The organism is Caproicibacterium lactatifermentans (assembly GCF_013315815.1).
GTDB classification, from domain to species: Bacteria; Bacillota; Clostridia; order Oscillospirales; family Acutalibacteraceae; genus Caproicibacterium; species Caproicibacterium lactatifermentans.
This window is the reverse complement of record NZ_CP046051.1, coordinates 1,487,501-1,500,581: the sequence shown is the minus strand read 5'-3', so window position 1 is coordinate 1,500,581 and position 13,081 is coordinate 1,487,501. Positions and strand designations below refer to the sequence as shown.

The following is a 13,081-nucleotide window of genomic DNA, read 5'->3' as shown; positions in this document are numbered from 1 at the left end:
GTGATTGAAATGAGCGAATGTACCCATGACTGCAGCACCTGCGCCCAGAACTGCGGGGAGCGCCAGGAACCACAGAGTCTTTTGAAGCAGCCAAACCCGAAAAGCAGCATTAAAAAAGTGATTGGCATTGTCAGCGGCAAGGGCGGCGTTGGCAAAAGCCTTGTTACCGCAATGATGGCCGTTCTGCTGCATCGCCGCGGTTACCGCACTGGTGTGCTGGACGCCGATATTACAGGTCCTTCCATTCCGAAGGCGTTTGGTGTTCATGGGCGTGCCATGATGCAGGACCAGTGTGTGCTGCCGTGCGCCAGCAAAACCGGCATTGATGTGATGAGCGTGAACTTGATGCTGGAGAATGAAACAGACCCCGTTGTTTGGCGTGGACCGATTATTGCAAATATGGTCACGCAGTTCTGGACGGACGTCCTTTGGAAAGACATTGATTTTCTGTTTGTCGATATGCCTCCCGGAACGGGTGACGTGCCGCTGACGGTGTTTCAGTCTATTCCGCTGGATGGCATTCTGGTAGTTACCTCTCCGCAGGAGCTGGTTTCCATGATTGTTGCCAAGGCAGTGACCATGGCCAACATGATGCATGTTCCCATTCTTGGCGTAGTCGAAAACATGAGCTATGTAAAATGCCCGTCCTGTGGGGAGAAAATCCCTGTCTTTGGGGAAAGCCATATCGAAGAGGCCACGAAAAAGTATGGCCTGAAAGTTTTAGCACATGGACCGCTTGACCCGCAGATTGCTTTCAAAATTGACAAGGGCTGTGCGGAAGATGTAGATGCTCCATGGCTGGACCCAGCGGCGGATGAGGTAGAGGTACTGCTGAAAAAGTAAACTTTCAATACAGCTTATGAAAAAAGCTTCTGTGCAAATATGCACGGAAGCTTTTTTAAACGAAGAATTCTTTTTAAAGACGATTGTAAACTTTGACAGCGTCCTGAATATGTGCGCCGTTTGGGATGGCGTGCGCGGTTACTAAAATGTATTCGCTGCCGTTGACAAGGGCAAGGCTGGCAAGGCAGTGGCCGGCCTTATTGGTATAGCCGGTTTTTCCGCCGAGAATGGCGCCGTTTATCAGGCGGGTGCTGTATTTGCTGCCGAATACTGTGCTGGTAACGGTAATGCCGTCGGCACATTGATGTGTATGAGAAGTAAAAATGCTGCGGAAAGTGGAATCCTGCAAAGCGTAGTCTAACAGGAGAGCCATATCTTTGACGGTCGCATAGTGCTTTACATTTGGCAGGCCCGTGGAATTGACGAAGTGTGTGCCGGTCATGCCGATTTTTTTCGCCTCTTGGTTCATCAGTGCGACAAAAGCGGTTTCGGAACCGGAAATGGACCTTGCCAGCGCGATACAGCATTCGCCGCCGCTGGGCAGCAGGGCACCGTACATGAGGTCCTCTGCCTGCACCCTTTCTCCGGCATGGAATCCAGCGAGAGAGGCGTCCTGCTTTTGTGCATAGGTAAGAATGTCGCTGGTTATTTGAATCTTATGATGCAGAAACGGCGTTTTTTGCAGGGCGACCAGGACGGTCATAATCTTTGTCATGGAAGCGGGATAGATTTTTTGTGTGCTTCCCTTATCCATTAAAATCCGTCCGTCCTGCCGCCGAATAAGGACCACATTGCTGCTGTTCAGCCCTTTTGCGGAAACAGGGTACGAACCGGTACTGGTTAGGGAAACGGAGGGCAGATGGCTGCGCTGCATACAGGTAACGGCGGGAATACAGATTTTCCAGAGGAATAAAACAACCAGAAAAATGGCCAGCAGTGCAAAAAGAATACGATGGTGTTTTCGCCGCGGCGGCGAATGTGGGCACTGACGGGTATTATTTTGATTTGTGTACATATTCAATACTACCTTTCCAGCGGGAATGCTCTTGCAAGGATGGCACAGCAAAATTATACGGTCAAAAAAGGGCTTTTGTATAGTAGGTCCCTTTTGCCTATTCATTGATGCAGGGCAGATGCGCCTGTATTTGCAGCCCACCGGCGGGCTGGTTGGCGGCAGTGATGGTGCCACCGTGTGTATGAATAATGTTTTCACAAATGGCAAGCCCCAGACCGGAAACTTTTCTGCCGCGGTCCGTTGTAAAGAACGGTTCAAAAATATGACTGAGAATATCCGGCGGGACGCCCTGCCCATTATCACTGAAAGAAAGAATGATTTGCTCGTTTTCACGCCAGCAGGCAAGACGGAGCTTCAGCGGCTCAGCATTTGCGTGTTGAATGCTGTTGCTGATTAGGTTTCCAATAAAGCGCCGCATATGTTCATAGTTGCAGCGGAATTGGCTGGCGGGCGATTCGCATTCTATGGTGAGTTCCACACCAGCGTCCGCAAGCTCTGCCTGATATTCGTTTTTGACAGTGCGGCAGAAATCATTGAGTGTCATCATGTACATGGGGGAAGTATCATGCAGGCCGGCCTCCAGGTAATCGTCAAATTCGTCGATGATATTTTTGATAGCAATGGATTTATCGTGAATATTGCGCAGGTACTGCTGCTGCTTTTCCGGGGGAATTTTTTTGGAAGTTACCAAACGTTCCGAGTATCCCATGACCGACGTAAGCGGCGTTTTAATATCGTGGGAAACGGAGGCAATCAGCCGCCGCTCTGACTGCGCTTTGCTTTCGATTACATCTACCATATCGGCAAAGGTATTTTGCAGCTTGCCGAGTTCGTCCTGCCGGGTGCTGCGCTGCGGAAGAACACCATGCTCGTAATATTCACGAAATGTGTGGCGGAGCCGAATGATGGGCGCCAGCACCAAAAGATAAAGCATAACGGCAACCACAATGAAGATGCAGATATCCAGTACACAAAGCCCCACCAGTGCGCTGCGGCTGATGGAAGCGCTTATCTGCTGCCGCTTTAGCGGAATGCTGAACGTGCGGATAGTCAGCGGGCCTTTTTGGTTGGGCAGGGTCACTTTTGCGCTGCCGGAAACGACAACGCAATTATTGTCCTGCGGCGACTGATACTCAAACAGCAGTTCCCCTTTTTCGTCGCGGACTTCACAGGAAATGCTGTGGGCAACCGCGTAGCTTTTCAGTGCCTTGTAGTCACCGCCGCAGTCCATGAGAAAGGAAGCGGCCTGTTTGGCGCTGTCGCTGGATTCCGTATGAATGCCGTTATAGAGGTTGTCCACGGAGGACCGCAAATAAGAAAGAAAACAGCCGCACATAATCAGCCCGCTAAGCACCGCGACCAGCACCAGTCCCACCAGCGCTTTGTGGGAAAGACGGCTGCTCAGCCACCCCACACGGGGATTTTCACTGCGGTCCATTTGCCTTTTTATCATGCGTGTTTTCACCTCCCGCGCATTCATCAGTAAAGCTGCTTTGTGTCACAAAACGGTAGCCGGAACCCCATACGGTTTTAATGTACTGCCACTTGGGGTCAAGCTTTTCCCGAAGATTTTTTATGTTAATAGCAACGGTGCCAACATCGCCGTAGGACGTTTTCCACACATCATGGTAAATCTTTTCCCGGGAAAGCGTGTGACCTGCATTTTGCATAAGGTAAGCCAGCAACTCAAACTCTTTTGTGGAGAGCTGAACTGGAGAGCCGCCTTTTTGTACGTTCATTTCATCACGGTTCAGCGTGATGTCACCTATTTGCAGCACGGAGTGTGCCCGCTGTGGTCCAGCCGTTCGGCTTTCACGGCGCAGGTGGGCGTTGATGCGGGCAACCAATTCGTCCAGCATAAAGGGCTTTGTCAGATAGTCATCAGCGCCCAGATTCAGACCATTTACAATATCTTTGGAGGTGTCCTTCGCGCTTAAAAACAGAATAGGGCAGCTGACGCTGCCGCGGATGCGCCGGCAGACGTCCAGCCCGCTGATACCTTTGAGCATGATATCCAGAATAATCATGTCAAAGGTGTTTTTCCGAATGAGGGCGATTGCCTCTTCACCAGTGGGAGCGGTTGTGACCGCATAGCCATTTTCCCTTAAGACATCGGACAGCAGCATGAGAATGGAAACATCATCATCTACCACCAGTATTTTTTGCGGTGCGTTTGCCAACTTCCTTTTTCCTCCTCTTTTGCAATGCTTTATTTATACGAATGAAAACTCTTCTTTTTGAATATGGTTCGGAGAGGGCACTGCACAAAAGCAGCAGGCTCTGGAGGACAGGGCCGGTCCCTGCCATGGCTTTTCCCGCAAAAGTGGAAAAACAGCGAAACCCGACTCTTTTATTATATCGGATTCCATATCAGCCGTTTATTAAGAATTATGAGACTTCCGTGTGTTTCCTTGACATGGAGAGGGCGTTCCTCCTATAGTATTTTATGGTACACCGTCCTTAGCACTTTTTCAATGTGTATCAACTGCAGAGGGCAGAAAGATTATTTTGAGGGTGGATGAATTGCTGAAAAAAATAGCACATGCACTGACGCGCCGGCCAAAGCTGGTGGTATTCATCGCGGTTCTGCTGATGATTCCCTCCTTTATCGGTGCGGCAGCAACCAAAGTCAACTATGACCTGCTGACCTATCTGCCGCCGGAAACGAATTCCTCCAAGGGCGAAAAGCTGCTGGAGGAGCCGTTCCATAACGCGGCAACATCCATGCTGATTGTGCAGAATATGCCGCCGGCATATACCAACAACCTGCGCAAGTCCATTGAAAAGATTCCGGGTGTGACGCACGCCCTGTGGATTTCCAGCATGGCAGGTATTCAGGTGCCAAAAGACATGATTCCGGAGAAAATAAGAAAGGCGTTTTATTCCGGAAATTCAACAATGATGGTTATTCAGTTCCAGTCACCGGGCGCTTCCGAAGAAACCATGCAGGCCATTCAAAAAATACGCACGACCTGCAATAAAAATTGTATGTTGGCGGGCGCAGCGGGTATTGTTAAAGATACCAAGGATCTGCTGGACCAGGAACTTCCGCAGTACATATTACTGGCCATTATTCTTTCCTTGATTGCCATGTCCTTTTCCATGAACTCATGGCTTCTGCCGGTTACGTTTCTGCTGGATATCGGAATGGCCGTTGTGTATAACTTCGGCACAAACTTCTTCCTAGGGCAGATATCCTATATTACGATGGCAATCGCCGGTATTTTGCAGCTGGGTGTTACCATGGACTACTCCATCTTCCTGTATAACCGTTATAAGGAGGAGCAGCAGAACTACGATGATAACAAGGACGCCATGGCGGTTGCCATTCAGGCAGCGTTTGCGTCCCTTTCCGGCAGTTCCCTGACAACCATAGCGGGCTTTGCAGCATTGTGCTTTATGCGGCTGCTGCTGGGCCGCGATATTGGTATTGTCATGGCAAAGGGCGTTGTACTCGGTGTGCTGACCGTTGTGTTGGTGCTGCCGTCCCTCCTGCTGCTGTTTGACAAGCCAATTGCAAAGTATCAGCATAAGGTACTGCTGCCGGACTGTACAAATGTCAACCGTTTTATCGTTAAGCACCGCAAGGCATTTGTCGCCTTGTTTATCCTGCTTTTTATCCCGAGCTTTTACGCGCAGAAGAATGCACCGCAGTATTATAAACTGGACCTCGCTATGCCGCAGGATATGCCTTCCATCGTTGCGACCAACAAGCTGCGCAACGACTATGATATGGCAACAACACATTTTGCCATTGTGCATGACAGTATCGGCAACCAGAAAATTAAACAGATGACGGATGCCATTGAAAAGGTGGACGGTGTTGAAAACACCCTTTCTTATAATCAGCTGGTCAGTTCCGACATCCCAGATTTCTTTGTTCCGCAGGATGTCAAAGATATCTTTAAAAAAGGCGGTATGCAGATTATCATGATAAATTCCCATTATGCTGCCGCTTCGTCAGAGGTTGGGAATCAGCTGACGGAACTAACCAAACTGGTACAGTCCTATGATAAAGGCGCCTATCTGACCGGTGAAGCGGCTATGACCGACGACCTGATTACCACTTCCGAAACAGACTTTCATGTTACCAATTATATTTCTATGGCGGCGATTCTGATTATTGTTGCATTGGTGTTCAAATCCCTGACCGTGCCGATTGTTCTGGTGCTGGCGATTGAGCTGGCAATCTTCATTAACGAGGGTGTTCCATACTTTACGAATGTGGCAATTCCGTTCATTGCACCAACCGTTATTGGCTGTGTACAGCTGGGTGCAACCGTTGACTATGCGATTCTAATGACAACCCGTTTTCGTGAAGAGCTACAGAAGGGCAACAAACGGGAAGACGCGATTGTCATTGCCGCCACGACATCAGATGATTCGATTATTGCCAGTTCACTGGTGCTGTTCTGTGCAACACTGGGCGTCGGTATTGTTTCCAAAATGAAGATTATCAGCACCATTTGCCTGATGCTGGCGCGCGGTGCTGTTATTTCGGCACTCATTACTATTTTTGTTTTGCCAGCAATTCTGTATGTCTGTGAGCCGATTTTTGCACACACCAGCTTGTGGTGGAGAAAGCCGAAGCCCCGTAAGCAGACGCTTGGGCGGCATGCGGCACAACCAGCAGATAAATGTAATTTGAGTGAATGATTCTTTATATTCTTTTTTATAAAAAAGCAAAGGAGTAATCTACGTGCTGAATTTATTTGGCAATCCTTCCGACAAGCGGTCCAGCGGGACCGCAAAGAGGGTGCTTGCAGCCGTACTCAGCGCCGCAGTCGTTACCGCGGCATTGGGAAATGGTATGGCTGCTTTTGCTGCAGATTCCAATGTGAATCCTGTTTGTGATGAAACCTACTATGCTATGCTGAACTATTATGGAAACCTGAAAGAGGGCAGTGTCGTAAAAAGTTATGCACTGAACGGTGCCAGCACTATCAGCGACTATGGACAGTATGACAGTGTCAACAACCTGTCAGATGATGCCAAGCCGTCACAGTCCGGAAACAAGCTGACTTTTAATCTGAATAAAAACAATGCAGACCATTTCTACTTTGAGGGCAAAACTTCTAAACCGTATGCTTCTATGCCATGGACACTGAAAGTATCTTATCGTTTGAATGGTGTTGCAGCCAAAGCGGAAGACCTCGCCGGCAAAAGCGGTCTGGTCGAAATCAATATTGACGCAACACCGAAAAAGGACAGCGGCATTTCCAGCTACTATAAAAACAATCTAGTTCTGATGGGCACAACAGCTTTTAATGAAGATGATATTCTTTCACTGGAAGCAAACGGCGCACAGGTACAGCTGCTCGGCAATCTGCGCTCAGTTTTGTTCCTTGTCATGCCGGGTGAAACACAGCATGTCAACATTCGGGTTGGAACCAATTCTTTTACATTCTCCGGCATGACCTTTATGGCTGTTCCGGCAACGCTGTCCCAGTTGAATCAGATTACCGACCTGCAGAAAGCAAAGAATAAAACAGAAAATTCCTACAAGGCTATTCAGGACAGTTTGGATTCTATGCTTGGTTCCGCAGACGCTGTCAGCGGCAGTCTGAACACAGCGGCCGACGGCATAGACCAGCTGAATCAGGCCCGCGCAAGCCTTTCCAGCGGAAAAACACAGGCTTACCAGTCTATAGATGTATCGTTAGCAGATCTTAGTAAGATGGCCGATTCGCTGCAGCCCATGAATGCACATTTGGATACGGCAAGCAAAGCGCTGAGCAGTATTTCCAGCAAAGTGCAGAGTTTGTCCAGCAATATGGCTGGATTGAAGACTCCGCTTGAAAATTGCCGAAAAAATATTACGGCAGTGCAAAAAGACCTGACGGATATCAATGCACTGGTGCAGCAGCAGGGAAAAGATTTTGTGGGCGGCAAAACAAAGGCCAGAGGCATCATGACAAACCTGCAAAAGGATATGAATAACCTCGGTTCCAGCCTAAAAGCACTGCAAAGCCAGCTGAAGACGATGCAGGGCCAACTGAAACAGCTTTCCGCCATAACGGCGCCCGGTACACTGAAGCCCTCCGCCGGCGATGAAGCACAGCTAAAACAGCAGCTGCAGCATGTGCAGGAACTTTACAGCAAATATATGGAATACTGCACAGCACTGAAAAAAGCAGGTCAAAAAGCAGTACCTTCCTTTGATGAGTTCTTGGGTGGGCTAGTAAAGCAGAAAAAGTTAACCGAGGCACAAGCCAAAGCGGTCAGCCAAGCCTACGCAAAATACGGCAGCAAGATGGATGAAGTGCAGGAACTGCTTTCTTTGGGAGAACGGATTGACAGTACACTGCAGTCGGTGAACAGCGAAATTGCTACTTTAAATACGGTTATCGGCAGCGTGTCAACGGCGACTTCCTCTATGCTGAATACGGTCAGCGGACTGTGCAGCACACTTGGCGACAGCGGTATCATTGGTGAACTGAAGAGCCTGAACCTATTGATGGGCACAGCCCTCAATGAGGTGGCTGAAAGTGAACAGAAGGTTACCTCCATGAGCAGCAGCCTGACTGGCAGCCTAAAAGATATGGGCAACGCGGCAAAAGATATTACAAAGAGCACGGAACAGGCGCTGTCCGTTATCAATTCTTTGACTAAGACAATCAATTCCTATGTCCCCGATATGCAGAACACACTGAAAGACTGCAAAACAGTGGTCAGTTCCGCAACAACTGGTATGAAGGATACGGCGTCGGCATTGAAAACCATAGAAACATTGGCAAAATCCAATGGTGGTAAAGCAGATGCCGCAACACAGAAAGCACTGCAGGGTCTGTCCCAGTCACTGCGCGGCTCCAGCCGGGGGTTTAGCCAGACGGACACGGCCCGCAAGGCACAGAAAACTATCAGTGATGAAATCGACAAACAGTGGGATACCTATACAGGTGAAAAAAACAATCTACTGTATATGAATCCGAATGCAAAACCGGTTTCTATGACATCTACGCAAAACAGCACGCCGCACAGTATTCAAATGGTCATTCGCACACAGGAAATTAAAGAAAGTGACAATAAGTCCAGCGATAAAATGACCGCCGCTGCAGCCGACACAACATTCCCGGAACGAGTGGCAAATCTCTTTAAGGGAATATGGGGTGCAATTACCGGTGTTTTTGTACACAAGTAAATCTTTATATACACTTCCTTTCTGAAAGAACGCAGTCCTGAAAAAGCAGGGCTGCGTTCTTTGTTGTCGTGGGCGCTTCCGCGACAGAATAGCCCCATTTTCGCGGGGGAATTATGTTACACTGTTTCAGTAGTTCCATGATATTGCAGTTCCCACAGAAAATGAATTGGAACCGGAAGAAAGGAGTCGGACTATGGACAGTGAGAAACAGACACAGGCTGTCGGCAAACGCCCAGTACAGCTGCAGTTGAAAGAGGGTACGCTGACCGCTTCACTTTCCGGGGAAATTGACCACCATACGGCCCGTGAGATTCGTGAAGAAATCGACTTGGTCCTCATGCGTGTGCACCCCGGACATCTGGTAATGGATTTTGCAGATGTGCAGTTTATGGACAGTTCCGGAATTGGTCTCATCCTCGGCCGCTGTAAATTGATGCAGGTTTGGCAGGGGAAAGTTTCTATATGCCATATGCCCCCGAAGCTGGAACGGCTGATTTCTTTGGCAGGGCTTTCAGAACTGTGCGAAGTACAGAAGGAGGAAACAAAGCATGAAAACGTTGAATGAAATGCATCTGCATTTTCCCAGCGTCAGCATCAATGAAAGTTTTGCCCGTGCAGCGGTGGCAGCCTTTGCGGTGCAGCTGGACCCAACGCTGGATGAACTGTGCGACCTGAAAACAGCTGTATCGGAGGCAGTGACCAATGCCATTATTCACGGTTATCAGGATACAATCGGTGTTGTATACATAGACTGCCGCATTTTACCGGACAGCACCATACAGGTACGGGTGCGGGACCGCGGCTGCGGCATAGCGGATATACAGAAGGCCATGGAGCCGCTGTATACCACTTCCGGCAGCGAGCGTGCCGGCCTTGGCTTTGCTGTGATGAAAAGCTTTACGGACAAACTGCGTGTGCAGAGCCGTCTTGGCGTTGGGACGACAGTCTTTATGGAAAAGACTTTTTCGCCGCGTGTGCGCTGCAATGGATAGAGAAACGGGTATTACACAGAATCTTGGCCTTGCACGCGCCTGCGCAAACCGCTTCCGCGGCAGAGGCATTGAGTATGATGATTTGTATCAGGCAGCCTGTGTGGGTCTGGTGCAGGCCGTGGACCGCTTCGATGAAAGCCGTGGGCTTCGTTTTTCTACTTATGCGGTACCAGTCATTTTAGGGGAAGTGCGCCGGCTGTTTCGGGAGGGTGGTGCGGTTAAGGTCAGCCGCGGGCTGCGTGACCTGTCCAGAAAAGCGGCAGCAGAGAGCAAAGCTTACGCACAAAAGTATGGACGTATGCCAACTGTCACGGAACTGGCACAGCGGCTGGGGGTAGATGCGGAAACGGCAGCGCAGGCGCTGGGCGCGGCACAAGCACCGATTTCTTTGACTGCTGAAGATGACAGCGGCAATGCGATGGATATACCGGATGATGCGAAAGAAGAAGAGCTGACGGATGTGCTCAGTCTGCGGCAGGCAATCGGAAAACTGGAAGCGCAGGACAGAAAGCTTTTGTACTTCCGATATTTCCAGAGTGAAACACAAACGCAGACAGCCGCAAAGTTGGGGATGACACAGGTGCAGGTTTCGCGCAGAGAGAAGAAATTGATGACGACCCTGCGGCAGGCTTTAGGATAGGAAAAAGGCCTTTTTGACGGGAAATAAACTTTTTTGAATTTTTTTAAAAAAGTAGTTGACAAAGGGAGAAGGCAGTGGTATTATATATGAGTCGCCGCGAGAGAGGCGCCCGGGGCTAAGGCCTAAGGGAGCTGAAATTGAGGCGGCGCAGGACCTTGAAAATTAAACAACGATGACAAGTAACGGACCCGAAAGATTCCGAGAGGAATGACGAGAAGCTGACTCGTAAAAAAACAGCAAAACGATACGCAAGCGTATCAAAACGAGCTACAAAAGCTCTAGAGTAGATTTGGATGCCGAAAGGCGTTTAGATATCATATTTTAGAGAGTTTGATCCTGGCTCAGGACGAACGCTGGCGGCGTGCCTAACACATGCAAGTCGAACGAAACTTTTTGCTTCGGTAGAAAGTTTAGTGGCGGACGGGTGAGTAACGCGTGAGGAACCTGCCTTTCAGAGGGGGATAATGTCTGGAAACGGACACTAATACCGCATGACATTTTCTGTTCACATGGACAGAAAATCAAAGGAGCAATCTGCTGAAAGATGGACTCGCGTCCGATTAGCTAGATGGTGAGATAATAGCCCACCATGGCGACGATCGGTAGCCGGACTGAGAGGTTGAACGGCCACATTGGGACTGAGACACGGCCCAGACTCCTACGGGAGGCAGCAGTGGGGGATATTGCACAATGGAGGAAACTCTGATGCAGCAACGCCGCGTGAAGGAAGACGGTCTTCGGATTGTAAACTTTTGTACCTAGGGACGATAATGACGGTACCTAGGCAGCAAGCTCCGGCTAACTACGTGCCAGCAGCCGCGGTAATACGTAGGGAGCGAGCGTTGTCCGGATTTACTGGGTGTAAAGGGTGCGTAGGCGGCCAAGCAAGTCAGCTGTGAAAACTATGGGCTTAACCCATAGCCTGCAATTGAAACTGTTTGGCTTGAGTGAAGTAGAGGTAGGTGGAATTCCCGGTGTAGCGGTGAAATGCGTAGAGATTGGGAGGAACACCAGTGGCGAAGGCGACCTACTGGGCTTTAACTGACGCTGAAGCACGAAAGCATGGGTAGCAAACAGGATTAGATACCCTGGTAGTCCATGCTGTAAACGATGATTACTAGGTGTGGGGGGTCTGACCCCTTCCGTGCCGGAGTTAACACAATAAGTAATCCACCTGGGGAGTACGACCGCAAGGTTGAAACTCAAAGGAATTGACGGGGGCCCGCACAAGCAGTGGAGTATGTGGTTTAATTCGAAGCAACGCGAAGAACCTTACCAGGTCTTGACATCCAACTAACGAAGCAGAGATGCATTAGGTGCCCTTCGGGGAAAGTTGAGACAGGTGGTGCATGGTTGTCGTCAGCTCGTGTCGTGAGATGTTGGGTTAAGTCCCGCAACGAGCGCAACCCTTACTGTTAGTTGCTACGCAAGAGCACTCTAGCAGGACTGCCGTTGACAAAACGGAGGAAGGTGGGGACGACGTCAAATCATCATGCCCCTTATGACCTGGGCTACACACGTACTACAATGGCCGTTAACAGAGAGAAGCGATACCGCGAGGTGGAGCGAACCTCAAAAAGCGGTCTCAGTTCGGATTGCAGGCTGAAACCCGCCTGCATGAAGTTGGAATTGCTAGTAATCGCGGATCATAATGCCGCGGTGAATACGTTCCCGGGCCTTGTACACACCGCCCGTCACACCATGGGAGCCGGTAATACCCGAAGTCAGTAGTCTAACCGCAAGGAGGACGCTGCCGAAGGTAGGATTGGCGACTGGGGTGAAGTCGTAACAAGGTAGCCGTATCAGAAGGTGCGGCTGGATCACCTCCTTTCTATGGAGAACAGAGCAGATGAAACAAGCTGCTCGAAATCCTAGGTCGGTCGGATTAAAAGCTTGTCAATCGTTGTTTAATTTTGAAGGCCTTGCGATGCAAGACTTTCAGAAGATGGTGGACGGGAAAAGCCACCAGTATGGGGGTATAGCTCAGCTGGGAGAGCGCCTGCTTTGCAAGCAGGAGGTCAACGGTTCGATCCCGTTTATCTCCACCATGGGCTTCTGGTGAGAACCGGAAAGCCGGGAAATGGGCTTATAGCTCAGCCGGTTAGAGCGCACGCCTGATAAGCGTGAGGTCGGTGGTTCGAGTCCACTTAAGCCCACCAGACGGGGAAACCCGCAGCTGTACATTGAAAACTGAATAAAGAAAAGAATGCGAAAAACGATATCAAGTAAAGTTAGAAAAATTACTACAATTTTGCAATTTTACGAGTTTTAAACTGAGAACCAAAAGAACACATGGTCAAGCTACAAAGAGCGCAAGGGGAATGCCTTGGCACTGAGAGCCGATGAAGGACGCAGCAAACTGCGAAAAGCTTCGGGGAGCCGTAAGCAGGCTTTGATCCGGAGACATCCGAATGGAGCAATCCGGCTGGAGTCATATCCAGTCACTGTAC

The 13,081-nt window shown here is 49.7% G+C and carries 9 protein-coding genes, 2 tRNA genes and 2 rRNA genes (1 of these 13 only partly in view); 10 read left to right on the top strand and 3 right to left on the bottom strand.

Going from position 1 to position 13,081, the window contains the following annotated elements; all coding sequences use genetic code 11:
• Nucleotides 1-9: 9 nt before the first annotated feature.
• The gene (locus GJQ69_RS07370) at nucleotides 10-843 is read left to right on the top strand and encodes an Mrp/NBP35 family ATP-binding protein (RefSeq protein WP_086035363.1); all 834 of its coding nucleotides are present in this window, start codon (nucleotides 10-12) and stop codon (nucleotides 841-843) included.
• 73 nt (nucleotides 844-916) lie between these two features.
• On the opposite strand, the gene GJQ69_RS07365 is transcribed toward GJQ69_RS07370, so the two are convergent.
• The 3 genes from GJQ69_RS07365 to GJQ69_RS07355 all read right to left on the bottom strand — a co-directional run bounded on the left by GJQ69_RS07365 (nucleotide 917) and on the right by GJQ69_RS07355 (nucleotide 4,038).
• Nucleotides 917-1,858, bottom strand: coding sequence for a D-alanyl-D-alanine carboxypeptidase family protein (locus tag GJQ69_RS07365; RefSeq protein WP_157658898.1), 942 nt, complete (start codon nucleotides 1,856-1,858; stop codon nucleotides 917-919).
• A 97-nt stretch (nucleotides 1,859-1,955) separates the two neighbouring features.
• Nucleotides 1,956-3,311 (bottom strand): sensor histidine kinase, encoded by a 1,356-nt coding sequence (locus GJQ69_RS07360; protein WP_174193405.1) that lies wholly within the window; start codon nucleotides 3,309-3,311, stop codon nucleotides 1,956-1,958.
• The gene (locus GJQ69_RS07355) at nucleotides 3,283-4,038 is read right to left on the bottom strand and encodes a response regulator transcription factor (RefSeq protein ID WP_174193404.1); all 756 of its coding nucleotides are present in this window, start codon (nucleotides 4,036-4,038) and stop codon (nucleotides 3,283-3,285) included. Before GJQ69_RS07355 ends, GJQ69_RS07360 begins: the two co-directional genes overlap by 29 nt.
• A 343-nt stretch (nucleotides 4,039-4,381) precedes the next feature.
• On the opposite strand from GJQ69_RS07355, the gene GJQ69_RS07350 reads away from it, so the two are divergent.
• From GJQ69_RS07350 to GJQ69_RS07310, 9 genes are all read left to right on the top strand, one after another.
• Nucleotides 4,382-6,514 (top strand): efflux RND transporter permease subunit, encoded by a 2,133-nt coding sequence (locus GJQ69_RS07350; RefSeq protein WP_174193403.1) that lies wholly within the window; start codon nucleotides 4,382-4,384, stop codon nucleotides 6,512-6,514.
• Nucleotides 6,515-6,557: 43 nt separating this feature from the next.
• Nucleotides 6,558-8,999, top strand: coding sequence for a coiled-coil domain-containing protein (locus GJQ69_RS07345; RefSeq protein ID WP_086035368.1), 2,442 nt, complete (start codon nucleotides 6,558-6,560; stop codon nucleotides 8,997-8,999).
• 193 nt (nucleotides 9,000-9,192) lie between these two features.
• Entirely contained in the window at nucleotides 9,193-9,564 is a 372-nt protein-coding gene (locus GJQ69_RS07340) for an STAS domain-containing protein (protein ID WP_086035369.1), read from the top strand.
• The gene (spoIIAB, locus tag GJQ69_RS07335) at nucleotides 9,548-9,991 is read left to right on the top strand and encodes an anti-sigma F factor (protein ID WP_086035370.1); all 444 of its coding nucleotides are present in this window, start codon (nucleotides 9,548-9,550) and stop codon (nucleotides 9,989-9,991) included. The genes GJQ69_RS07340 and spoIIAB overlap by 17 nt, the downstream gene beginning before the upstream one ends.
• On the top strand, nucleotides 9,984-10,631 hold the full coding sequence (locus GJQ69_RS07330; RefSeq protein WP_086035371.1) for a sigma-70 family RNA polymerase sigma factor: 648 nt from the start codon (nucleotides 9,984-9,986) through the stop codon (nucleotides 10,629-10,631). Before spoIIAB ends, GJQ69_RS07330 begins: the two co-directional genes overlap by 8 nt.
• 318 nt (nucleotides 10,632-10,949) lie before the next feature.
• Nucleotides 10,950-12,462 (top strand): 16S ribosomal RNA (locus tag GJQ69_RS07325).
• 141 nt (nucleotides 12,463-12,603) lie between these two features.
• A tRNA-Ala gene (locus GJQ69_RS07320) sits at nucleotides 12,604-12,679 on the top strand.
• Nucleotides 12,680-12,713: 34 nt separating this feature from the next.
• Nucleotides 12,714-12,790 (top strand) — tRNA-Ile (locus GJQ69_RS07315).
• Nucleotides 12,791-12,925: 135 nt separating this feature from the next.
• Nucleotides 12,926-13,081, top strand: a 23S ribosomal RNA gene (locus tag GJQ69_RS07310); it runs 2,678 nt beyond the window's last position.
• The 16S and 23S rRNA genes sit together here with 2 tRNA genes alongside, the layout of an rRNA operon.

What these genes read in the sequence shown, in the direction of transcription:
- GJQ69_RS07370 (WP_086035363.1), top strand. Translation starts at nt 10, where the DNA reads ATGAGCGAATGTACCCATGACTGCAGCACCTGCGCCCAGAACTGCGGG.
- GJQ69_RS07365 (WP_157658898.1), bottom strand. Translation starts at nt 1,858, where the DNA reads ATGTACACAAATCAAAATAATACCCGTCAGTGCCCACATTCGCCGCCG.
- GJQ69_RS07360 (WP_174193405.1), bottom strand. Translation starts at nt 3,311, where the DNA reads ATGATAAAAAGGCAAATGGACCGCAGTGAAAATCCCCGTGTGGGGTGG.
- GJQ69_RS07340 (WP_086035369.1), top strand. Translation starts at nt 9,193, where the DNA reads ATGGACAGTGAGAAACAGACACAGGCTGTCGGCAAACGCCCAGTACAG.
- spoIIAB (WP_086035370.1), top strand. Translation starts at nt 9,548, where the DNA reads ATGAAAACGTTGAATGAAATGCATCTGCATTTTCCCAGCGTCAGCATC.
- GJQ69_RS07330 (WP_086035371.1), top strand. Translation starts at nt 9,984, where the DNA reads ATGGATAGAGAAACGGGTATTACACAGAATCTTGGCCTTGCACGCGCC.